At 61.8% G+C, this 21658-nt stretch carries 18 protein-coding genes and 1 tRNA gene; 11 read left to right on the forward strand and 8 right to left on the reverse strand.

Annotated elements, in window-relative coordinates:
• The first annotated feature begins 59 nt into the window (after positions 1-59).
• A complete protein-coding gene (locus ACSBPU_RS05285) occupies positions 60-2276 on the forward strand; it encodes a glycoside hydrolase family 31 protein (protein WP_442596209.1) in 2217 nt (738 codons plus the stop codon).
• Positions 2277-2334: 58 nt separating this feature from the next.
• Here ACSBPU_RS05285 and ACSBPU_RS05290 read toward each other — a convergent pair whose 3' ends face one another.
• Positions 2335-3141 carry a metallophosphoesterase gene (locus ACSBPU_RS05290; protein WP_442596211.1) on the reverse strand — a complete coding sequence of 269 codons (807 nt, stop codon included), beginning with the start codon at positions 3139-3141 and terminating at the stop codon, positions 2335-2337.
• Positions 3142-3207: 66 nt separating this feature from the next.
• Here ACSBPU_RS05290 and ACSBPU_RS05295 point away from each other — a divergent pair.
• From ACSBPU_RS05295 to ACSBPU_RS05320, 6 genes are all read left to right on the forward strand, one after another.
• Positions 3208-3283 (forward strand) — tRNA-Lys (locus ACSBPU_RS05295).
• Positions 3284-3494: 211 nt separating this feature from the next.
• A complete protein-coding gene (locus tag ACSBPU_RS05300; protein WP_442596213.1) occupies positions 3495-4124 on the forward strand; it encodes a pyridoxamine 5'-phosphate oxidase family protein in 630 nt (209 codons plus the stop codon).
• Between the two features lie 204 nt (positions 4125-4328).
• Positions 4329-5594 (forward strand): amidohydrolase family protein, encoded by a 1266-nt coding sequence (locus ACSBPU_RS05305; protein ID WP_442598244.1) that lies wholly within the window; start codon positions 4329-4331, stop codon positions 5592-5594.
• Between the two features lie 166 nt (positions 5595-5760).
• Positions 5761-6771, forward strand: coding sequence for a methionine ABC transporter ATP-binding protein (locus ACSBPU_RS05310; protein WP_442596215.1), 1011 nt, complete (start codon positions 5761-5763; stop codon positions 6769-6771).
• The gene (locus tag ACSBPU_RS05315; protein ID WP_442596217.1) at positions 6768-7427 is read left to right on the forward strand and encodes a methionine ABC transporter permease; all 660 of its coding nucleotides are present in this window, start codon (positions 6768-6770) and stop codon (positions 7425-7427) included. The genes ACSBPU_RS05310 and ACSBPU_RS05315 overlap by 4 nt, the downstream gene beginning before the upstream one ends.
• A 19-nt stretch (positions 7428-7446) precedes the next feature.
• A complete protein-coding gene (locus ACSBPU_RS05320; protein WP_180067629.1) occupies positions 7447-8238 on the forward strand; it encodes a MetQ/NlpA family ABC transporter substrate-binding protein in 792 nt (263 codons plus the stop codon).
• A gap of 112 nt (positions 8239-8350) precedes the next feature.
• Here ACSBPU_RS05320 and ACSBPU_RS05325 read toward each other — a convergent pair whose 3' ends face one another.
• From ACSBPU_RS05325 to ACSBPU_RS05335, 3 genes are all read right to left on the reverse strand, one after another.
• Entirely contained in the window at positions 8351-9052 is a 702-nt protein-coding gene (locus ACSBPU_RS05325; protein WP_180067630.1) for a hypothetical protein, read from the reverse strand.
• Positions 9053-9240: 188 nt separating this feature from the next.
• Positions 9241-9951, reverse strand: coding sequence for an N-acetylmuramate alpha-1-phosphate uridylyltransferase MurU (murU, locus tag ACSBPU_RS05330; RefSeq protein WP_442596220.1), 711 nt, complete (start codon positions 9949-9951; stop codon positions 9241-9243).
• Entirely contained in the window at positions 9951-10994 is a 1044-nt protein-coding gene (locus tag ACSBPU_RS05335) for an aminoglycoside phosphotransferase family protein (RefSeq protein ID WP_442596222.1), read from the reverse strand. Before ACSBPU_RS05335 ends, murU begins: the two co-directional genes overlap by 1 nt.
• A gap of 137 nt (positions 10995-11131) precedes the next feature.
• Between ACSBPU_RS05335 and ACSBPU_RS05340 the strand changes: the two genes are divergently transcribed.
• The 3 genes from ACSBPU_RS05340 to rsmA are packed head-to-tail and all read left to right on the forward strand — an operon-like array spanning position 11132 to position 15821.
• The gene (locus ACSBPU_RS05340; protein WP_442596224.1) at positions 11132-13528 is read left to right on the forward strand and encodes an LPS-assembly protein LptD; all 2397 of its coding nucleotides are present in this window, start codon (positions 11132-11134) and stop codon (positions 13526-13528) included.
• Positions 13525-15027, forward strand: coding sequence for a peptidylprolyl isomerase (locus ACSBPU_RS05345; protein ID WP_442598246.1), 1503 nt, complete (start codon positions 13525-13527; stop codon positions 15025-15027). Before ACSBPU_RS05340 ends, ACSBPU_RS05345 begins: the two co-directional genes overlap by 4 nt.
• Positions 15028-15032: 5 nt before the next feature.
• Positions 15033-15821, forward strand: a complete 789-nt coding sequence (gene rsmA / locus ACSBPU_RS05350; protein WP_442596226.1) for a 16S rRNA (adenine(1518)-N(6)/adenine(1519)-N(6))-dimethyltransferase RsmA — start codon at positions 15033-15035, stop codon at positions 15819-15821.
• Positions 15822-15872: 51 nt separating this feature from the next.
• On the opposite strand, the gene ACSBPU_RS05355 is transcribed toward rsmA, so the two are convergent.
• The gene (locus ACSBPU_RS05355) at positions 15873-17105 is read right to left on the reverse strand and encodes a spore maturation protein (protein ID WP_180067635.1); all 1233 of its coding nucleotides are present in this window, start codon (positions 17103-17105) and stop codon (positions 15873-15875) included.
• Between the two features lie 134 nt (positions 17106-17239).
• Here ACSBPU_RS05355 and ACSBPU_RS05360 point away from each other — a divergent pair, with 134 nt between their 5' ends.
• The gene (locus ACSBPU_RS05360) at positions 17240-19474 is read left to right on the forward strand and encodes an acyl-CoA dehydrogenase (RefSeq protein WP_442596228.1); all 2235 of its coding nucleotides are present in this window, start codon (positions 17240-17242) and stop codon (positions 19472-19474) included.
• A gap of 140 nt (positions 19475-19614) precedes the next feature.
• Here ACSBPU_RS05360 and gloA read toward each other — a convergent pair whose 3' ends face one another.
• The 3 genes from gloA to ACSBPU_RS05375 are packed head-to-tail and all read right to left on the reverse strand — an operon-like array spanning position 19615 to position 21658.
• Entirely contained in the window at positions 19615-20010 is a 396-nt protein-coding gene (gloA, locus tag ACSBPU_RS05365) for a lactoylglutathione lyase (protein WP_180067637.1), read from the reverse strand.
• Between the two features lie 36 nt (positions 20011-20046).
• Positions 20047-20943 (reverse strand): M48 family metallopeptidase, encoded by an 897-nt coding sequence (locus tag ACSBPU_RS05370; RefSeq protein ID WP_442596231.1) that lies wholly within the window; start codon positions 20941-20943, stop codon positions 20047-20049.
• Positions 20930-21658, reverse strand: a complete 729-nt coding sequence (locus ACSBPU_RS05375) for a lysophospholipid acyltransferase family protein (RefSeq protein ID WP_442596233.1) — start codon at positions 21656-21658, stop codon at positions 20930-20932. Before ACSBPU_RS05375 ends, ACSBPU_RS05370 begins: the two co-directional genes overlap by 14 nt.

The raw sequence follows: 21658 nt of genomic DNA on the forward strand, positions 1-21658 counted from the left end.
AATCGGTCAGAATAATGGCTTTTGATGCTTTTTTGGGCGTAAGCCCCGAGGATTGCGCTGTGCCGCCCAAGTCCGACCTTGATCACGTGACGCAAATTGACACCCTTGAATTCCTGGCCTCGAAATCGACGCATGCCGATTTTTCGGTGGAGGGCGGCGACCTGCAATTGCAGGTCGAGGCCACGGCGCCGGGTGTATACCGCTTGCGTTGCGGGCCGCAAAGCGTCCTGCACCCCGACAAGCCCAGCCCCCGCAAGCGCGCCCATGCCGAGATGCTGATCGCCCGGCAAGAATCCATCGGCGAGATCGTGGTGTCGTCCATTGCAGAATCGCCCCAGCAAGGCTGGCGGCTGGAGCAAGGAGATATCGTCCTCGAGATTCAACCCAGCCCTCTTCAGTTTTCGGTATATCGGGGCGGCGATTGTCTGGTAAGCAGCCGGGCGGGTGAAGCCCTGTCGCTTGGTGGAAGCGACGACGACCCCCAATGGCACCTATGCCTGGACCTCGACGGCGACGACGCCTTGCATGGCGGCGGCGAAACCGGCGGCGAACTTGATCGGCGGGGTGCATGCCTGGTGTCCGACGACATAGACGCCCGGTCGCTGCCCCTGATATGGAGCACCAAGGGCTGGGGCGTGTACTTCAATACGCTGGGACGGGTCGAGCATGATTTCGACAGCGGCCAGGACGACAGCTATCGCGTGACCGTTCACGATGCGCTGCTGGATGCCTATCTCTTTGCGGGCGAACCGTCCGAGATCCTCAATCAGTACACCGCGCTGACCGGCCGGGCCGGACAGCCCGGTCTGTGGCCGATGGGCGTATGGCTGGACCAAGCCGAAGGCCAGTCGCTGGCCGATACGCTGGATATCATCCGCGAGTTCCGAAGCCAGGAATGGGGGCTGGACGTCGTGCGCCTTGCACCGCCCGCCGCTTGCGGGTTCCAGGCCGACAAGCCGGCATTCGAATGGGACGCGGCCCGCGTGCCCGATTCGCGAGCCATGTTCGCCGGCTTCCAAGAGCTGAACATGCAGGTGGCGGCACCATTCTTTCCTGGCGTATTGAGCGATACCGGGCTTTTCGCCGAATGGGAAGACCGCGGCTGGCTGCTCATCAACGACGACGGCGAAGCGCATGTCTTTCCTGGTACCGAGGTCACCGGCGGCAAGTCCTTCGGGCTGCTCGATCTGACCAACAAGGATGTCTTCAAGTTATGGTCGGAGCGCCACCGCCAGCTCGTGGATGAAGGCCTGACTGCGCCCGCCTGCGACGCGCGGTTCGACATCCCGGACGGCATCACCGCCCGGGGCGGCGAAACCGGCGCGGTGTTGCGCACCGTCTATCCGCTGTTGGCCCGGCAGGCGCTGTTCGACGCCGTTGCGGGGCACAAGACACCGCAGGAAGGCGTAATCTGCAGCACGGACTTGTTCCCGTCGGCACAGCGCTTCGCCTGGCAGGACGGCTTCTGTATCGGCAACGATTGGGCGGCCATGGAGCATTCCTTGCGCACCGCGCTTTCGCTGGGCGATAGCGGCATCCCCATGCAGACGCATGCGCTGGGATCGGCAAAGCATTCTCTGGAAGGCATGACGCCGGAACTGTATGTGCGCTGGCTCGCCATGAACGTATTTTCCGGAAACTTCCGATTCCAGGGCCTGCCGCAGCTGCTTCCGTCGGGCTTCGACGATCACACCCGCGAGCTCGTCCGGCACTGGCTCCAGTGGCGTTATCGGCTCATTCCCTACGTATTGGGCATCATCGAAGACGCGGTCCGCACCGGGCTGCCGGTACAGCGGTCCATGGCACTTTGCTTTCCCGGCGATACCCTGGCTCAGGCCTGGGATACCCAATACATGCTGGGTCCGGCACTGCTGGTGGCTCCCGTGCTCAAGCCGGGCAAGGAAGCGCAGGTATACCTGCCGCAAGGCGACGCATGGTGGGATCTCAATACTGGCTGGCGCTACGAAGGCGGCGCCACCCTGACCGTCCAGGCGGAGCTCGATACCCTGCCGATCTTCGGGCGCGAAGGCCATATGCTCTGCCTTGGGCCCACGGTCCAGCATTCGGGCGAGTTCAATTCGGCCCGCATCCTGGACGAAGTCTGGATGTTCGGCATGCCTGAGCATAGTCCCGTCGTCATGCGCAACAAGATACGCGTCATGCAGATGCAGGGATCCAGCTATATCAAAGGCCTGGAAGGGCTGCGCATACTTCCGTCCGAAGGGCTGGAGGTCAAGCGGCGTGGTGCCGAGGTGCGTATTTCAAGAGCTCGATAGGGTAGGGGGTCAGACCCCGCATGGGGTCTGACCCCAGGCTCGGACCTTTAACAAGGGGTCAGACCCCGTTCGGGGCCTGACCCCTTTGTCCGTTTATCTCTACGACAAGCCCTGGCTTGAAGTCGGGGTTTTCGGCCTTGTCGCCCATGACATAGCCGCGCGGATTGCAGAGGACGCGCGTGCCGGCGACCGTGTAGTCGAAATTATTATGAGTGTGCCCATGTATCCATAGGGCTACGCGGTCCGCGCCCATCAGGTTTTCGTTATTGGAGACGAAACAGGTATTGATGGCGGAATCGGCGAAGCGCGGATGAATGCTGCGCGGCGAGGGCGCATGATGCGTGATCACCACCGTGGGGCCGTCATGGTGTTCGCTGAGCTTGCCTTCGAGCCAGGTCCGGTTGTCGGCGAACAGGCTTTCGATCTCTTGCGGCGTCAGCAGCCCTTGAGGGCTTGCAGGCGATTTGATCCTCGAGTAGTCGTAGGTCAGCCGCAGTGCCTGCGCGATCGCCATTTCGCGAGCCGGGCCATTGCCTTCCAGATTGAAATCGCTCCAGAGCGTGCTGCCCAGAAAGCGGATGCCATGCAGGCAGGCTTGCTGGTTATGAAGCAGCCGGATATGCGTGCCTTCGGTAAGCCGGAACAGCTCTTCAATGGTGCCGTCTATGCTGCCGCCATAGAACTCATGGTTGCCCGGCACATACAGCACCGGCTTGTCGAACCCCATCGCCCACTCGATCGCCCGCTCCGGGCGCGCAATATCGCCCGCGAGAATGACGATGTCCGCCTTGGTGTGCGGCAGAGGCATGCCGGCCTTGCCAAGGTGCAGGTCCGACAGAATGTTGAGGCGTATGGTCTGTGGCATGGCAATATGGTTCGTCATTGATTTGACAGGCTTATAGGAAAACGTCATAATCTCGTTCTTCGCGTCGGGTCGTTAGCTCAGTCGGTAGAGCACCGGACTTTTAATCCGTTGGTCGCGCGTTCGAGCCGCGCACGACCCACCAACGAATTCTAGCAAGATCAAGCAATCAGCCGCTTCCTTTACGGGGCGGCTTTTTGTTGTGTGTCGTATGCTCAACTGTACGCCCAAACGTACGCCCAAACGTATGCCCAAACGTATGCCCGGAATATTCCCGCGCACGGTAATCTGCTCCTATGATTATGCGTTGCGCGTCAAGGGCGCGGAACCTAAGCATTTGAACAGGGATTGAAGCCTTGAGTGACCCGAATACGACTTACCGGATTGCCGATCTTGAGACCCTTCAGGCGGTTTATGGCCATCCTTCGATAGCTTCCATCAAGAAAGAGGTCGATTACATTCATCCTCACTACAGGAAGCTGGTCGAGGCATCGCCCTTTGCAGTCCTGGCCACCCATGGGCCTGACGGGCCTGACGCGTCGCCCAGGGGTGATCCGGCGGGATTCATCCGCGTTTGCGACGAGAAAACCATATTGCTTCCGGATCGCCGCGGAAATAACAGGCTAGACAGCCTGCGCAACATCATTCATGACCCGAGGGTAGCCCTTCTGTTCCTGATACCGGGCGTAGGCGAAACGCTGCGCATAAACGGCGTGGCGGAAATCTCTACCGCCCCGGATTTGCTGGAGCAATTTTCCTTGAATGGCAAGCTGCCTTCGTCCGTGCTGATCATCAAGGTGAAGAAGGTGTTTTTCCAATGCTCACGGGCCGTTCTCCGGTCCCGGCTTTGGGATTCGACGCTACATGTAGAGCGCAGCTCGTTGCCAAGCGTCGGGGCCATGCTGGAGACACTGAGCAATGCGGAAATCGACGGCGCAAAGTACGACTCTGATCTGCCTGAGCGCATACAGAAGACCATGTATTGAAGGGGTCGGACCCCATACGGGGTCCGACCCCATTCAACGTGCTTCGGGCGGATTTCGGGGTCAGACCCCGTATGGGGTCTGACCCCATTCAAAAGAACTTCGGGGGTCAGACCCCCTGCAGGGTCTGACCCCTTCCTCCTGTTGCAATAGAATATCCCAGTCAATCAAACCGCATCATCAAGGAGCAGTGCTGACATGGCGTCTATGGATTTGATCGTCCGCCGCGCAAATCTGCCGGACGGAAACCGGGGTGTGGACATCGGTATTTCGCAGGGGCGCATTGTCGCGGTCCAGCAGGGCCTGGGCATGGAGGCCGCGCAGGAAATCGATGCTGCGGGCTGCCTGGCCAGCCCGCCTTTCGTCGACGCGCATTTTCATATGGATTCGACGCTGACCTACGGCATGCCGCGCGTCAACGAGTCGGGGACCCTGCTCGAAGGTATTGCGCTATGGAGCGAACTCAAGCCCACGCTTGTGCAAGATGCCATCATCGAACGTGCGCTCGCGTACTGTGATTGGGCGGTGGCCCAAGGCCTGCTGGCCATACGTTCGCATGTGGACACGTCTGATCCGCGCCTGCTGGCAGTCGAGGCCCTTCTGGAAGTGAAGCGCCGCGTGGCCCCATACCTGGACTTGCAACTGGTCGCTTTTCCCCAGGACGGCCTGCTTCGCCACCAGGGCGCATTCGACAACATCAAGCGCGCCATTGCAATGGGCGTGGACGTGGTCGGCGGCATTCCGCATTTCGAGCGAACGATGGCGGATGGTGCGGAATCGGTGCGGCAGCTATGCGAATTCGCCGCCGAGAAAGGCTTGCGGGTCGACATGCACTGCGACGAATCCGATGATCCCTTGTCGCGCCATGTCGAGACGCTTGCCGCGCAAACCCATCGCCTCGGCATGGCCGGGCGGGTCAATGGCTCGCACCTGACGTCCATGCATTCCATGGACAACTACTACGTCAGCAAGTTGATTCCGCTGATGCGGGAATCCGGCATGACGGTCGTGGCGAATCCGCTGATCAACATCACGCTGCAAGGGCGATCCGATACCTATCCCAAGCGTCGCGGCATGACGCGCGTACCCGAGCTCCTGGCAGCGGGCATCGATGTCGCATTCGGGCATGATTGCGTCATGGACCCATGGTATGGCCTGGGCTCCGCGGACATGCTCGATGTGGCGCATATGGGTCTGCATGTGGCGCAAATGACCGGTCGCGCGGCCATGCAGCAGTGCTTTGACGCGGTGACGGCCATTCCCGCCCGTATCCTGGGCCTGGATGGGTATGGGCTCGCACCGGGTTGCAAGGCCGATTTGGTGGTGCTGGACGCGGCAAGTCCGATCGATGCCTTGCGCCTGCGTCCTGCGCGCCTGGCGGTCGTGCGTAACGGCCGTGTGGTCAGCCGGATGCCGGCTCGCAGGGCGAGCCTTGACCTGAGCGGCCGGCCGGACACCGTGGCCTTTCACTGAGCGGCAAACCTTTTGGCGGTTTGGGGCGAGCGCACGCCGTTCTCATAATTTTCCGTACATTTCATATAGCTTAAAACAATATTGAATCGCAAAAAATAATATTGTGGTTATGTTAAATTAACGCTCCATCCTGCCCAATCATGCCTAAATTAAGCAAGTCCGCACTTTGATTCACCTGAAGAACATCCGTAAAACCTACGAGTCTCCGGGGCGCGTTTCGCATGCGCTCGACGGTGTGGACCTGCATATCCGCCAGGGAGAGGTCTTCGGCATCATCGGGCGTTCGGGGGCGGGCAAGAGCACGCTCATACGCATGCTCAATCTGCTTGAGCGTCCCACCCAGGGCGAGGTCTGGATCAAGGGGCAGGACATCACGCAGTTTTCGGATGCCCGCCTGAGGCAGTACCGCCAAAGCGTTGGCATGGTCTTCCAGCACTTCAATCTGCTGCGCTCGCGCACCGTCATTGACAATGTATGCTTTCCGCTGCGGCTGGCAGGCATGGCGCGTCGCGAGCAACTGGAGCGCGCGCGTGAGGTGCTGGCGCTGGTCGGCCTGAGCGAACACGCCGGCAAGTATCCGCGCCAATTGTCCGGCGGGCAGCAGCAAAGGGTCGGCATCGCCCGCGCGCTCGCCAATCGGCCGGAGCTCTTGCTGTGCGACGAGGCCACATCCGCCCTGGATCCCGAAACGACGCAGTCCATATTGCGGCTGCTGCTCGACATCAATAAGCGCCTGGGGCTCACTATTGTGCTGATCACCCATGGCATGGACGTCATACGGGCCGTGTGCGATCGGGTGGCGGTCATCGATGCCGGCCGCATTGTCGAGAACGGGGATGTTCTGGACGTATTCCTGCATCCGCGGCACGCCGTCACTCAGTCCCTGCTCAGCGAAAGCGGCATGGACGCCGAAGGCTGGCGCGAGCTGGCGCAAAGCGTACAGGGCCGCCTGCTGAGGTTGAGCTTCCGGGGCGATGCGACCGTGCAGCCTATGCTGAGCCGCGCAAGCCGCGAACTGAACCTGGATCTGAGCATATTGCAAGGCTCGGTCAGTCGCATAAAGGACACGCCGTATGGGCAATTGGTGGTCTCGGCTCAAGGCGCCGAGACGGGCCTCGATCAACTGGCCGGCCTGTTTGCCACCGAAGGCGTGGAGTGCGAGGTATTGAGGCCATGATGCTTGCCAATATAGATTGGGCACTGATCGGTGAAGCCACCATCGACACCTTGCTCATGACGGGCTTTTCCCTGCTGTTCACCATTCTCATCGGCCTGCCGCTGGGAATCTTGCTTTTTCTTACCAGCAAGCACCAGATGCTCGACAATGGGCCTGTCTATCACGTGCTTTCTTTCATCGTCAACGTGCTGCGGTCGGTGCCTTTCCTGATACTGCTCATCGTGATGATCCCGTTTACGCGGGTCCTCGCCGGCACGTCGCTGGGCGTGCAGGGGGCCGTGCCTCCGCTGGTGGTCAGTGCGGCGCCATTCTTCGCCCGGCTGGTCGAGAACGTATTGCGCGAGCTGGATCCCGGCGTATCAGAGGCCTGCCGCGCCATGGGCGCGAACTCGCGCCAGACGGTGCTCCTGGCCTTGATTCCGGAGGCCACGACGGGAATCGTCGCGGCGATCATCGTCACCGCCATCGCGCTGGTCGGCTATTCGGCCATGTCCGGCGTCATCGGCGGGGGCGGTTTGGGCGATCTCGCCTTGCGCTTCGGCTATCAGCGTTACCAGACCGACGTCATGGTTGTGACGGTGGTCATGCTTGTAGTAATGGTTCAGGTGTTGCAGGTTTTTGGCGACCGGCTCGTCGCCAGACTGAACCGGAAATAACGTTATCTAGGAGTTTTTTATGTTCTTGAAGAAATTTGCGCCTGTATTGGCGCTCACGGCGGCCGCGCTGTTTACCGTTGGCGCAGCCCAGGCAGCCAAGCTGAGCGTGGCGGCAACGCCGGTTCCGCATGCGGAGCTGCTCGAGCTGGTCAAGCCGGTCCTGGCCAAGAAGGGCGTGGAGCTCGACATCAAGGTATTCACCGATTATGTGCAGCCGAACCAGCAGGTATCGGATGGCCAGATCGACGTCAATTTCTTCCAGCACAAGCCTTATCTGGATTCGTTCAACAAAGAACACAAGACGCAACTGGTAAGCGTCGGGCTGGTGCATGTCGAGCCTTTCGGCGCGTATTCTTCCAAGATCAAGGACATCAAGGACCTGAAGGAAGGCGCGCAAGTGGCATTGCCCAACGATCCATCCAACGGCGCGCGCGCCTTGCTCCTGCTGCAGGCCCAAGGCCTGATCAAGCTGAAGGATCCATCCAACATTCTGGCGACGGCCCGAGATGTGGTCGACAATCCCAAGAAGCTGAAGTTCCGCGAGTTGGAAGCCGCCACGCTGCCGCGCGTTCTGCCCGATGTGGACATTGCTCTCATCAATACCAACTATGCGCTCGAAGCGGGATTGAATCCGGTCAAGGATGCCTTATTCATTGAAGGTGCGGATTCCCCTTATGCGAACATCGTGGTCACGACCGAGGCGAAGAAGGACGACCCCGCCATCAAGCAACTGGTCGAGGCGCTGAACAGCCCGGAGACCCGTGCGTTCATCAACGAAAAATACAAGGGGGCCATCGTGCCCGCATTCTGATGCGCCGGGCACAGGCCAGGGCCTGTGCCCGGACTCGGCCTCGGACGGATATGGTTGTCTTTGGGCGGCCCGTCAACAATGAAGCGGCTTCAAGCCGCTTCTTTGTTGATGCCTATCGGGCTACACGCAGGGTGCGCGTGGCGACCTGCTTGTTCGAGCCTTCGCGTGTGATCTTGATGGTGACCTGGCGTGGCGAGAAGCCGTCGGGCAGCGGGGCGTGGCCCTGCGTATAGGTGTAGCGTTCCAGTTCGATGCCGAAGGGCGGCAGATCGATGTTGGCATTCTTGCCGTTGGTATAGCGCCCCGCCACGACGAGCGCGACTTCTCCGCTGAACAGTTCGGTCTTGCCTTCGTCCTGCATGACCAGAATTTCATATTCGAGCTGGCCATTGCCGTCGCGGAAAGAAGCAGCGCGAATGCCGGGCGACGTGCCGCGCGGATCGGCCGGCATGGCGTCAATGAACAACTGCAGGTCTTTCTTGGCCTTGTCCACGAAGGCGCGCGCCTCCTGGACTTCGCTGGACTGGGATTCGAGCTTGCTGCGCGCATCGGTGAGTTCCCGGGCCTGCTGATTGACTTGAGTCTGCAGCCGTTGCTTGTCCATCTTCACGCTGTTCAGTTCGTAGTGCAATTGTTCCGACTGTTCGACAGTGAGGCGCGTGGGGCCATAGCTTTTTTGCAGAAAAAGCAGACCCCCGGAACCGAGCACCACGCCCGTCAGCATCAGCATCAGCCACCGGGGAACGCGCCGCGAACGGCGCGTCGTACCATAGGCTGTGGGCTTGAAGACGTTGCGTTTAGAGGAACCGAACATGGATAAATATTCCTGTATTGCTCGCAAGAGGCTGCTTCCCATCGAGCCGCTTGCCGAAAAACTTTAAAGCATAGACTGGATCGCCGGCGCACCGGGCCGTTTGGCGATTCTGGTTTCTTATAGGCAATTTTTGAAACATTGCCCGCATGAAAGACGGACCCTAGTGTAACGTGTCCATTTGCATGACACTAGGGCGAAAGTCTGTTGGACCCGTGGCCGCGATTTAGTTCCGCCAAGCGTTCGGGGGTACCCACGTCGACCCAGCTGCCCTCATGCCGGCGGCCCCTGATTTTTCCGTCCTGCATGGCCAGGCGCAGCAGAGGCGCCAATGCGGCGGGCTTGCCTTTCGGCACGGAATCGAACAGTGCGGGGTGATACACGCCTATGCCTGAAAAGGTCAACGTCGGCCGGCCGGCCTGTCTGTCTGCGTCGCGCAGGATGCCGGACGGCAAGAGTTCGAAATCCCCTGCCGGGTGGTGTGCGGGATTGTCGACCAGGATCAGGCAGGCAAGGGCGGACTGCGCGTGCAGGCTGGCGACAAGGGCGGGCGCCTGGCTGGGATTCCAGTCGCACCAGATATCGCCGTTGATCACGATGAAGGCTTCGTTTTGAAAGAACTCCATCGCCTGGGCGATCCCCCCTGCGGTTTCCAGCGCCGAGGCTTCGGGCGAATACGATATGCGCGCGCCGAACTGGCGGCCGTCTCCCAGGCGCTGTTCGATCTGCTGCCCAAGCCAGGCATGATTGATGATGATGTCGGGGATGCCGGCGGCGACCAGTCTTTCGATGTGCCAGGCGATGAGCGGCTTCCCGCCGACTTCAAGCAAGGGCTTTGGGGTATGGTCGGTGAGCGGGCGCATGCGCAGGCCGCGTCCGGCGGCCAGTATCATGGCCCGCATCAGAATGTGTATCCTGTCACGACTTGCCGGTTTTCGATCTTGTCCAGGATGCGCAGCAGCGGGCGTAGCGGTCCGTATCGTTCGGCGACCTGTCTGGCATAGGCCGATACGCGGGGGATGTGGTCCAGATAACCATGTTTTCCATCACGGTGCGACAGGCGGGCGAAGACGCCCAGGATGCGAAGGTTGCGCTGCAGGCTCATCCATTCGTATTGACGATGGAAGTCGGCGAAGTCGCTTGCAATGGGCAGGCCCGCTGCTTTGGCCGCTTCCCAGTAGCGGATCGCCCAGTCCAGTTGCTGCGGCTCTTCCCAGGTCGTGCGCGCATCCATCACCAGCGAGGCAATGTCGTAGCTGATGGGACCGGCAAGGGCGTCCTGATAGTCGATGATGCCGGGCTCCTGGTCGGACGGGCCCAGCATGAGGTTGGGCGAGTGGAAGTCGCGGTGAACGAGGACGACGGGCTGCTTGGCATTGTCTTCGACCAGCGCGGTGAAGACGGCCTGCAAGGCGGCAAGTTCCGCCTTGCCGAGGCCGGCTTGGCAATGGGTGGCTGCATACCATTCGGGAAAAACGGTCAGTTCCTGCATGAGGCGGCCGGCATCATAGGCAGGCAGGCTTGCGGCAGGAATCGCCTGCATGTGCACCAGCGCCTTGAGCGCGCCTCGGTATAGCGCCTGCAGCCGCTGGTCGTCCATCCCCGCCTGTATGGCCTGGTAAAACGTTTGTTCTCCCAGGTCGGAAAGCAGGAGAAAGCCCGACTCAAGATTTTCGGCCAGTATCCTGGGGACATTCAGGCCCGCATCCTCCAGCAGTTTGCCGACCTTCATGAAGGGGCGGCAGTCTTCATGCCGGGGCGGGGCGTCCATGGCGATGACCGTGCCCGGGCCGCCTTCGAGGCGATAATACCGGCGGAAGCTGGCGTCGCTGGAGGCCGGACGCAATGTTTGCAGATTCAGGCCATGTGCGGGGGCGAGGCTTTGCAGCCAGGCCTTCAATTCAACGAGTCGGACATCTGCGCTGGAATTCAAATCAGGTTTCATGGTAGAAAATCAGGGGCGGAAAAGTAAGGCGCGCTTTAACCACGTGTGCGCCGGCTTCTCTATAATACCGGGTTGCCAATCGTAGCGGTTTGGCTGCTGTGCCAAAATATGGTCTGTTTTCAGGAGACACAATTCTCGTGCGATTGGTTTGGTGGGCAATTCTTTTAGCCGTCGGGGCCGTACCCGCGGTACAGGCGCAGCAGTCGCAGACTGCCGCGGGCGGAGCGTTGAAAGAGCTGCAGATCGCCCCCAAGCTGCAGGTGCACAAGAATATCGATGAAAACGATATGTCCACCTTTCTTGTGGCGGACCAGATCGAAAACGATCAAGATGGCCGGGTGGTCCTGACGGGCAAGGCGGAAGTCCGGCGCATAGACTCGATCGTCAAGGGCGATAGAATCGATTACCAGCGATCCACCGGTGAAGTCCGGGTGCGCGGCAACGGCCTCATATTGCGAGATGCAAGCCTGATCACCGGACCGGCTCTCGACTACAACATCGATAAGGAAACCGGGGAGATCACCGAACCGGATTTCTGGCTCGGGGCCACGGGCGGGGCAGGCAGCGCCGCCAGGGCCGAGATGTTCAGCCGCGACCACATGCGGCTTACCGACGTCAATTATTCAGGCTGCCCCTGCCCCGACCCTGCCTGGTACATCAAGTCGCCCAAGGTCGACCTGCATTTCGAGGAAAACGAGGGCATTGCCCGCCACGGCGTCCTGTATTTCAAGGATTTCCCCATCCTTTATTCGCCTTACCTCAGCTTTCCGGTCCGCAAGGAGCGCAAGTCGGGCTTCCTGCTGCCCACCTACGGGACATCCAGCAGCGGCGGATTCGAGGTTTCCGTTCCGTATTATTTCAATCTCGCGCCCAATTACGACCTCACGCTGATCCCACGCTATCTCAGCAAGCGGGGCCTGCAGATGGGCGCGGAATTCCGCTATCTCGGCCGGAATTACGGCGGCCAGTTTTACGGCACTTACCTGCCCAATGACCGGGCGGCGGATCGCAAGCGATGGTACTACGCGCTGCAGCATGTGCACAGCCTGGGGGAAGGGCTCAGCGCCAGCCTGGATGTACGCCGCGTTTCCGACGACGATTACTTTCGCGACTTTTCGTCTTTCGGCCTGAGCGAATCCAGCTATACCTATCTGCCCAGCAGTGCGGGCCTGAACTGGAGCGGGCAAAAGTATTTCCACGCTTCCCTGTATGCGCATACGTATCAAACGCTGCAGGATAAAAGCGGGGCTTATCTCCTTCCCCAATACGACAGGCTGCCCGAACTGTATGTCCAGGGCGCCAGGTATAACTGGGGCGGCTTCGACGTGCGTTCGGACAACTACGCGACCCGTTTCGTGATGCCGAAGTTCAAGTACGGCACCCACCCGTATCCGGCTCAATCCGCGGGGCTGCAACCCTACCAGTCGTACGACGGCACCCGTTTCAGTTCCTACACCTCGGTGTCCTACCCCATCGTGCGGGCCGGCTGGTACCTGACTCCGAAGGCGGGTCTGCACCTTAGCCAATACTCGACCGACTGGCATGGGTTCGCGGCACCGTTCACGCCGGCATCCGTACCCGGGCCGCGCACGCAATCGCGCATCCTGCCCATCGTCTCGGTGGATTCGGGCATGACCTTCGAGCGCGAGGCATCGCTGTTCGGGAACGCCGCCATCCAGACCCTCGAACCCCGCCTTTACTATCTGCGGGTGCCGTATCGCGACCAGTCCGAAATCCCGGTCTTCGATACCTATTATGCGGATTTCAACTTCGCTCAGGCCTTCGACGAGAACATCTTCAGTGGCGGCTGGGACCGCATCGCCGATGCCGATCAGCTGACCATCGGCCTGACCACCCGCTGGCTGGATGAAGAGTCCGGCTTCGAGCGCTTGTCGCTTTCGGCCGCACAGCGCATCTACTTCCGCGATCAACTGGTTACTCTGTATCCCGGTGATCAGACCCGCACGAAGACCAAGTCCGATTATCTCTTCGCCGCCAGCGCGGCGCTTACCGACAAGTTCTTCGTTCGATTCGATGCCCAGTACAATCCGGAATCCCGCGACCGCAACCGCATGACGGCCGGGGTGCGCTGGGAGCCCAAGCGGCTTGCGTCGCTGTCCGCTTCCTATCGGTACAAACGGGATCCGCGGCAAGTCATCGATCCGCAGGTTCAGATACAGCCCGGCTACGTGGACGCCACCAAAGAGCAAGTCTCTCTGGCGGGTCAATGGCCGCTGGCGAACAAGCTGTATGCGGTCGGCCGATTCGACTATTCCCTTGCGGAGAAGCGGTCGACGCAGTCGATTTTCGGCCTGGAATACAAGGGCGATTGCTGCTGGACGGCGCGTGTCGTGATGCAGCGTTACGCGGTGTCCAGGGAAGATGTGAATACCGCCATGTTCTTCCAGCTCGAGCTGTCCGGCCTGGGTTCCATCGGCACCGACCCCATGCGTCTGCTGCGCGAACGTGTGGCCGGCTATCAATCCGTCACTACACCAATAGCTGAGAAAACCACTTTCGAGAGGTACGAATAATGCGTAGTCCGCATGCCAAGCGCCGGCTGGCTCCCATCCTGCTGGCCACGATGGGCGCTTTTTGTTCGAGCGCCGTTCTGGCGGCCACGCCGGCGGCCAAGCCCGATGCCTCCAGCCAGGCATCGTCGCAGCGCTTCGTCGACGGCATCGCCGCCGTCGTCAACAAGCAGGTCATCACCTTGCATCAAGTGCGCACCGAATCTGAAATGGCGCGCAAGGAGCTGGAGCGCCAGCGCATTCCGGTGCCGCCGCAGGACGCCTTGCAGCGTCAGGTGCTGCAGCGGATGATCACCGAAGAACTCGAGCGCCAGGAGGCTGAGCGCCTGGGCATACGCGTTACCGACGAGCACCTCGACCGCGCGCTCGACACCATTGCACAGCGCAACCGCATTACGCCGGCCAAGCTGCGCCAGGAAATCGAAAGTTCGGGCATCAGTTGGCAGGACTATCTCAAGACCTTGCGCCAGGACGTGCGTTCGGACATGCTGCGCCAGCGTGCGGTAGACAACACGATCACCATTTCCGACGCCGAGGTCGATGCCTTCCTGAAGACCCAGGGCCAGCGTCCCAGCGGCTCGCAGCCGTCAAGCGCGCCCGCTCCTGCGGCGGCCCCCGCGGCGGCCCAGCAAAATCGCCCGCGGATCCTCGGTCTCGCGCAGATTCTCGTCGTGGTGCCCGAAGGGGCGCCGGCATCCCGTGTGCAGGAGTTGCGCAAGAAGGCGGAAGGGCTGTTGGCGCGCATACGCTCGGGCGCCGACTTCGCCGGCGTGGCGGCGGCATCGTCCGACGGACCAGAGGCGCTTGAAGGCGGGGTGATGGGCACGCGTCCCGTCGAAGGCTGGCCCGATCTCTTCGTGAAGGCGACGCAAGATCTCCAGACCGGTGAAACCAGCGGCATCGTGCAAAGCGGCAACGGTTTCCATATTCTCAAAGTGTTGACCCGGGGCGACCGCGGGGGGCAGCCGGCGTCGGCACCCGCCCAGGCGCCGGCCCCGACGCTTGCGCAGCCTGCCATCCCGGAGCAGGGCCCGATGATGGTCACCCAAACCCATGCGCGCCATATCCTGATCAAGACCAGCAAGGTCATGTCGGATGAGAAGGCCGAAGCGCGCATGACGCAGTTGCGCGAGCGCCTCGCCCACGGCGAAAGCTTCGAGACGCTGGCCAGACGCTATTCCGAAGACGCCACGGCGCCTCAGGGCGGCGATCTGGGCTGGTTGACGCCGGGCGAGACCGTACCCGCCTTCGAGCAGGCCATGAACGAGCTCGACATCAATGAAATCAGCCCGCCGGTGAAGTCCCAGTTCGGCTGGCATATCATCCAGGTCCTCGAGCGGCGCACGAAGAACATGGAGAACGAGTTCAGGCGCATGCAGGCCAGGCAGTTCCTGTTCGAGCAGCGCGTGGGGCCGGCGTTTGAAGACTGGCTGGGGCAGTTGCGGGGCCAGGCGTATATCGATAACCGGCTCGATCCGCAATCCAGCAGCGGGCGACGCTGATCCGTATGGCTCATCAGGCGCGCAAGCGATTTGGCCAGCACTTCCTGACGGACGAAGGCGTCATCGAATCCATCGTCCGCAGCATCGCGCCCAGGCCGGATGACAAAATGGTGGAGATCGGCCCGGGACTGTCGGCCCTGACAGGGCCGCTGATGCGGGAACTCGACCACCTGACCGTGGTCGAGATCGATCGCGATCTCGCAGGGCGCCTGCGCCGCCAGTATCCGCCTGAAAGACTGACCGTCGTGGAAGGCGATGCCCTGAACGTGGACTTTTCCGCTTTGGGCACCGGCCTGCGCATCGTGGGCAATCTGCCCTACAACATTTCCAGCCCCTTGCTGTTTCATTTGATGCATTGCGCGGGCCAGGTCGTGGATCAGCATTTCATGCTGCAGCGGGAAGTCATCGATCGCATGGTGGCGCGGCCCTCGACGGCCGACTACGGCCGCCTGTCGATCATGCTGCAGTCGCGCTACCGCATGACCAAGCTGTTCGATGTCGCGCCCGAGGCGTTCGATCCGCCACCCAGGGTCGTTTCGGCCGTGGTGCGCATGGTGCCCTTGCCCGAAGGGCGCCGCAAGCCCAGGAGCGACAAGGCGTTCGAGACGCTTGTCGCCCGTGCCTTCGCGCAGCGCCGCAAGATGCTACGGCGGGGGCTGTCGGATTGGGCGGACGCCATTCAGTGGGAAGCCTTGGGAATACAGGAAACCGCGCGCGCGGAAGAGCTGTCCGTCGAGCAATTCACGGACCTTGCCGATGCGCTGGTGGATGCCGGCGTCTTGCGTGATCAATAAGGCCAATCAGCGGGGTCAGACCCCGTACGGGGTCTGACCCCTTCCTCCGCTTCAACCAAAGAACCAATAGCATATGCCGATGGAGGCCAGCACGCCGGCCAGATCGGCGATCAGGGCGCAACCCACTGCGTGGCGCGCGCGCTGTATGCCGACCGCGCCGAAATAAACCGCCAGCACATAGAAGGTGGTCTCCGTGCTGCCCTGTATGGTCGCGGCCAGAAGGGCGGGAAAGCTGTCGACGCCGAAATGCTGCATGGTTTCAATGAGCATGGCACGGGCTGCGCTGCCCGAGAACGGCTTGACCAGCGCAGTGGGAAGCGCGTCGACGAATCGGCCGTCCAGGCCTGCCGCCTGGACGATCCACCGTATTCCGTCGAGTGCGACATCCAGGGCGCCGGACGCTCGAAGCACGCCGATGGCGCATAGCATGGCAACGAGATAGGGAAGAAGATTCCTGGAAATTTCGAATCCCTCTTTGGCGCCCTCCACGAAGCGTTCATATACCGGGACTTTCTTGTAGGCGCCCGCCAGCAGGAAAATCATGATGATGCCGAACAGCGTGAGATTTCCCAGAAGCGAGGACGTCGCCGCGATGGCGGCGCTGCTGAGCGTTGCGAGGACGGCCATGAAGCCGGCCAGTATCAACACCAGGCCGCCCAGCCAGGCCAGCACCACCGGATCATGCAGCTTGAGCCTTTGCATGAACGCCACGGACAGCAGGCCGGCCAGCGACGACGCCGATGTGGCCAGCAGAATGGGCAGGAACACCAGCGTTGGATCGCTGGCTCCTTGTTGCGCACGATACATGAAGATGCTGACCGGAAGCAGCGTGAGCGAGGACGCGTTCAGGACGAGGAAAAGAATCTGCGCGTTGCTGGCCGCTTCCGGCTCCGCCGTATTGAGCGTCTGAAGCTCGCGCATGGCGCGCAGCCCTATTGGCGTGGCCGCATTGTCCAGGCCCAGACCGTTCGCCGCGAAGTTCAGCGTGATGAGACCGATGGCGGGGTGGCCGGCCGGCACGCCGGGCATGAGGCGGCGAAACAAGGGTGTGAGCGCCCGGCCGAGAAGATCGATCAGGCCCGCGGATTCGGCGATGCGCAAGAAGCCCAGCCATAAGGTCAGGGTTCCGAACAGCAGGATCATGAGGCTGACCGATAGCGCCGCCATGTCGAAGAGGCTTTGCACGATGCGCGTGAAGACTTGCGCGTCGTTCAGGACGAGCCACTGGAAGAGTCCGGCGATTGAAGCCAGGATGAAGAAGGCGAGCCAGAGGGCGTTGAGCATGGGACCGGAAAACAATGGACGGCAGATGCGATTGTCGCAGACTCTGGCGCTCCTGGCATGGCGCGGCCTGCCCATTTCGTCGGCTTTCGAGGGATAATGGCTTGCCCGAGAGTAGTTCGTAAAGAGGAAGCAACATGAACTGGAGATCCCTGCGTCGTCGGTGGCTGACGGAACCCCTTTACCGGCTGGCACGCGACGCCATGCCGCGCATGTCGGCGACCGAGCGCGAAGCCATCGAAGCCGGCGATGTATGGTGGGATGCCCAGCTTTTTTCCGGCAAGCCGGACTGGAACGCCATGCTGGACCTGCCGCGGGCACGTCTTTCGCCGCAGGAGCAGGAATTCCTGGACGGCCCCGTGGCGCAGCTTTGCCACATGCTCCATGAATGGGACATCGTCTGGCGCGACGGCGATCTTCCGCCCGAGGTCTGGGCCTTCATGAAAGAGCAGGGTTTCTTCGGAATGATCATCCCGCAAGAGTACGGCGGCCTGGGTTTTTCCGCCTACGCTCACTCCGAAGCTGTGCGGCAGATCTCCGTACGTTCGGTAACGGCCGCCGTCACCGTGATGGTCCCTAATTCTCTGGGCCCCGGTGAACTGCTCATGCAGTTCGGCACGCAGGAACAGCGGGATTACTGGCTGCCCAGGCTTGCCCGTGGCCAGGAAATTCCCTGCTTCGGGCTGACCAGTGCGGAAGCGGGCTCGGATGCGGCGTCAATGACCGATACCGGCGTGGTCTGCAAGCAGGTCGTCGATGGCGTGGAAACCCTGGGCATAAGGCTGAACTGGCGCAAGCGCTACATCACCCTGGCCCCGGTCGCGACAGTGCTCGGCCTGGCTTTCAAGCTCTACGATCCCGATGCCTTGATCGGTTCGCAGGCGGAGCCCGGCATTTCGGTGGCGCTGGTTCCCACGAATCTTCCCGGCGTGTCCATCGGGCGTCGCCACCTTCCCGCCATGCAGGCATTCCAGAACGGGCCAACCGAAGGCAAGGATGTCTTCGTTCCCATCGACGCCCTGATCGGGGGCGTCTCGCAAGCCGGCCGGGGCTGGCAGATGCTCATGAGCGCGCTGGCCGCCGGGCGCGGCATATCGCTGCCTTCCTTGTCCGCGGCGGCATGCACGTTCACCGCCCACACGGCCGGCGCGTATGCCCGGGTGCGTACGCAATTCGGAATACCGGTGGGGCGTTTCGAGGGCGTGCAGGAAAAGCTGGGCAGGCTCGCGGCCAATGCCTACCTGGTCGAGGCGGCAAGGCGCTATACCTGCGCAGGCCTCGATCTCGGATGCAAGCCCGCCGTGATATCCGCCATCATGAAGCTGCATGCCACGGAACGCATGCGGCAGTCGGTGAACGACGCCATGGACGTGCATGCCGGCAAGGCCGTCATCGACGGTCCGGACAATTACCTGGGCAATTTGTATCGCGCACTGCCGGTGGCCATCACCGTAGAGGGTGCGAACATCCTGACGCGCAGCCTCATCGTATTCGGGCAGGGGGCCATCCGGTCGCATCCCTACCTCATGGAGGAAGTGTTTGCGCTCGGCAATCCCGACCAGGCGGCGGGCCAGGATGCTTTCGACGCCTTGATCTGGAAGCACCTTGCCCATGGCGCCAAGAATGCCTTGCGCGCGGTCGGCCATGCCTGGACCGCGGGCCTGTTTGCGTCAGCCCCGGGCCGGGCTGGACCGGCATCGGGCTATTACCGGCGGCTCGGGCGCTACGCGTCCGCGTTTGCGCTGGTTTCCGAAGCTGCCTTGCTGAGCCTGGGCGGTTCGCTCAAGCGCAAGGAAATGCTGTCCGCGCGTCTGGGAGACATTCTTGCCGAGCTCTTTCTCGTGTCGGCGGTGCTCAAGCGCTGGCACGACGAAGGCCGTCATGAGTCCGATCTGCCCCTGTTGCGGCTTTGCGCCCAACAGGGCTTCTGCACAATAGAAAAGCGCCTGAGCGATGTCTTGCACAACCTGCCCGCGCGCGGCCTGGCCTTGGCGTTGCGCGCCATGCTGCTGCCGCCCGGAATGTCCGCTGGCGCTCCGGACGACGCCCTGATGGCGGCTTGCGCCAACATATTGCTCGAACCTTCCGACACACGCGACCGGCTCGTCGGCGCCGTGTGGGAAGGCCATGACAGCCCGGCGGTAGAACAATTGGAACGTGCGTACGAGCTGATGATCGAAGCGCAGCCCATCTTGGACCGGGTTCGCCATGCGGGGTTGAAGGATTGGCGGCTGGCTTATGAAAAGGGCGCAATCTCGCAGGCACAGGCCGACGCCATCGAAGCCGCCGAGGCCGCCGTTGCCCGGGTGATCGAGGTGAATGATTTCGCGCCGGGCGAATTCGCCAGGGGGCGGAAGGGTCAGACCCCATGACGGACCGAGCAGGGGTCAGACCCCGTACGGGGTCTGACCCCACCTTCACGCTGCACGAGGTCAGACCCCGTACGGGGTCTGACCCCTCCTTCACGATGCCCGGGGTCAGACCCCGCATGGGGTCTGCCCCCCCGCACGTCTCAATCGACGCGGGATTTGCGTTGGATGAGCTCGATCTTGTAGCCGTCCGGGTCTTCGACGAAGGCGATGACGGTCTGGCCGTGCTTCATGGGGCCGGCTTCACGCGTGACGTTGCCGCCTTTTTCCTTGATGCGGGCACAGGCGTCATAGGCGTCTTCGACCTCCAGTGCAATGTGGCCGTAGCCATTGCCCAGGTCGTAGCGGTCGGTATCCCAGTTATGGGTCAGCTCGATGACCGCGCCTTCGCTTTCTTCTTGGTAGCCGACGAAGGCCAGGGTGAATTTTCCGTCCGGATAATCCTTGCGGCGAAGCAGTTTCATGCCCAGGACATCGGTGTAGAAGGCCAGCGAGCGATCAAGGTCGCCCACGCGCAGCATGGTATGTAGTAAACGCATCAAAATCTCCTTGACGAGGGATGAAAGGATGGGGTGTCAGATCAATGGCAATGTGCCGGGATCATGCCGGCGCAGCGCCTCGCGCGCGCGTTCGAAGCCGGGAAGGATGCGGTCGACCTCGCGCCAGAAGTCTTTGCTGTGGTTCATTTCGCACAGATGAGCGATTTCGTGCGCGACCACGTAGTCGATGACGTCCTTCCCGAAGTGTATCAGCCTCCAATTGAGCATGATATTGCCGTCGCTGCTGCATGAGCCCCAGCGGGTCGCTGCCGAGGAAAGGCGCCAGCGCCGCATCGTGAGGCCGCTGCGCTCCAGGAAGAAGGCCAGGCGCTCGCCGAAGAGGTCGCGTGCCTGTTGCTGCAGCCAGGCATGCACACTGTCCCGGATGCGATCCCGGTCGGCGTTCGCCGGCAGAGGCAGGCAAAGGCTGTCTCCGGCTTGCGGCGCATGGATGCTGCCGCTGAACCCGGATTTCTTCTGGGCGCCGTCCAGCCGCAGGACGATACGGGTTCCCAGGTAGGGAATGCTGCCGCCGTCCTGCCATTGTGTTTCAGCGGTCGCGAGCTGTTGCTGCCTGGTCTGGAGGGCGCGCAGCTTGCTCAGGATCCAATGCGCTTTCTCGGCCACCGCGGCATCGATCTGGCTCAAGGTGACCCAATTGGGTGCCGTCACTTGCAACCCGTCGTCGTTGACCACCAGGCCTATGCTCTTGCGCCTTGACCGGCGCAGCACGAAGCCGATGGCCTGCTGCGGCGCGTCTACCTCGCGCCAGCGGGCATTGACGGGCAAGGTGGGCGGACGGACTATGGGTATGACGGCACTGGGCCTCAATGCCGCGGGCCCGGCAGGCCGCGGCTTGGTGGTCGGTGTCGAGACCGCGTCCGTGGGGGCAGGCATATCGGGAAACAAGGGGAACTGTTCAGCCGAGTCCATAGCGCTCGGGGTTCAGCACCCGCATCTCGCCCTCGATCCAGTCTCGGACTTTCTGATTGAGTTCGGCGGCATCCAGGCCGTCCGGGTCGATGACCGGCCCGATGGAAACCGTGACCATGCCCGGTTTCTTGATGAAAGCGTTACGGCGCCAGCATTCGCCCGCGTTGTGGGCGACGGGAATGATGGGCGTGCCGGTGCGCGCGGCCAGCAGGGCTCCGCCCATCTTGTAGCGCCCTTCTTTGCCGGGAGGAATCCGCGTTCCTTCAGGGAAGAGAATCGGCCAGCGTCCTTCATTGATGCGTTCCTGGCCCGTGCGCACCACTTGTTCGAACGCGTCGCGGCCTTTGGACCGGTCGATGGGGATCATGCGCAGCAGCGCCAGGCCCCAGCCGAAGAAGGGCACCCAATGCAATTCTTTTTTGTAGACGAAGCAAAGTTCGCGCGGCATATAGGCCGGAAAGAACAGGGTCTCCCAGGCGGACTGGTGCTTGGAAAGAAGGATGGCCGGGCCGTCCGGAAAGTTCTCGGCGCCTTTCAATTGCCACTTGATGCCCAATATCGCTTTTGCGCCCCAGACGGCCAGGCGCGGCCAGCCCGCTGTGAGCCGGTAGCGCCACTTCAGGGGCAGAGGCGACCACAGGATGCAGGCAAAAGCATAGGGGATGACGGTGACGATCAGGAACAGCTGATAGATGATCGCACGGATTGCGGCCAT

Source organism: Parapusillimonas sp. JC17, assembly GCF_052180245.1.
Classification (GTDB): Bacteria; Pseudomonadota; Gammaproteobacteria; order Burkholderiales; family Burkholderiaceae_B; genus Parapusillimonas.

What these genes read in the sequence shown, in the direction of transcription:
- ACSBPU_RS05320 (WP_180067629.1), top strand. Translation starts at nt 7,447, where the DNA reads ATGTTCTTGAAGAAATTTGCGCCTGTATTGGCGCTCACGGCGGCCGCG.
- ACSBPU_RS05335 (WP_442596222.1), bottom strand. Translation starts at nt 10,994, where the DNA reads ATGAAACCTGATTTGAATTCCAGCGCAGATGTCCGACTCGTTGAATTG.
- ACSBPU_RS05290 (WP_442596211.1), bottom strand. Translation starts at nt 3,141, where the DNA reads ATGCCACAGACCATACGCCTCAACATTCTGTCGGACCTGCACCTTGGC.
- ACSBPU_RS05375 (WP_442596233.1), bottom strand. Translation starts at nt 21,658, where the DNA reads ATGGCCGCAATCCGTGCGATCATCTATCAGCTGTTCCTGATCGTCACC.
- ACSBPU_RS05370 (WP_442596231.1), bottom strand. Translation starts at nt 20,943, where the DNA reads ATGGACTCGGCTGAACAGTTCCCCTTGTTTCCCGATATGCCTGCCCCC.
- murU (WP_442596220.1), bottom strand. Translation starts at nt 9,951, where the DNA reads ATGCGGGCCATGATACTGGCCGCCGGACGCGGCCTGCGCATGCGCCCG.
- ACSBPU_RS05325 (WP_180067630.1), bottom strand. Translation starts at nt 9,052, where the DNA reads ATGTTCGGTTCCTCTAAACGCAACGTCTTCAAGCCCACAGCCTATGGT.
- ACSBPU_RS05315 (WP_442596217.1), top strand. Translation starts at nt 6,768, where the DNA reads ATGATGCTTGCCAATATAGATTGGGCACTGATCGGTGAAGCCACCATC.
- rsmA (WP_442596226.1), top strand. Translation starts at nt 15,033, where the DNA reads ATGGCTCATCAGGCGCGCAAGCGATTTGGCCAGCACTTCCTGACGGAC.
- ACSBPU_RS05355 (WP_180067635.1), bottom strand. Translation starts at nt 17,105, where the DNA reads ATGCTCAACGCCCTCTGGCTCGCCTTCTTCATCCTGGCTTCAATCGCC.
- ACSBPU_RS05305 (WP_442598244.1), top strand. Translation starts at nt 4,329, where the DNA reads ATGGATTTGATCGTCCGCCGCGCAAATCTGCCGGACGGAAACCGGGGT.
- ACSBPU_RS05360 (WP_442596228.1), top strand. Translation starts at nt 17,240, where the DNA reads ATGAACTGGAGATCCCTGCGTCGTCGGTGGCTGACGGAACCCCTTTAC.
- gloA (WP_180067637.1), bottom strand. Translation starts at nt 20,010, where the DNA reads ATGCGTTTACTACATACCATGCTGCGCGTGGGCGACCTTGATCGCTCG.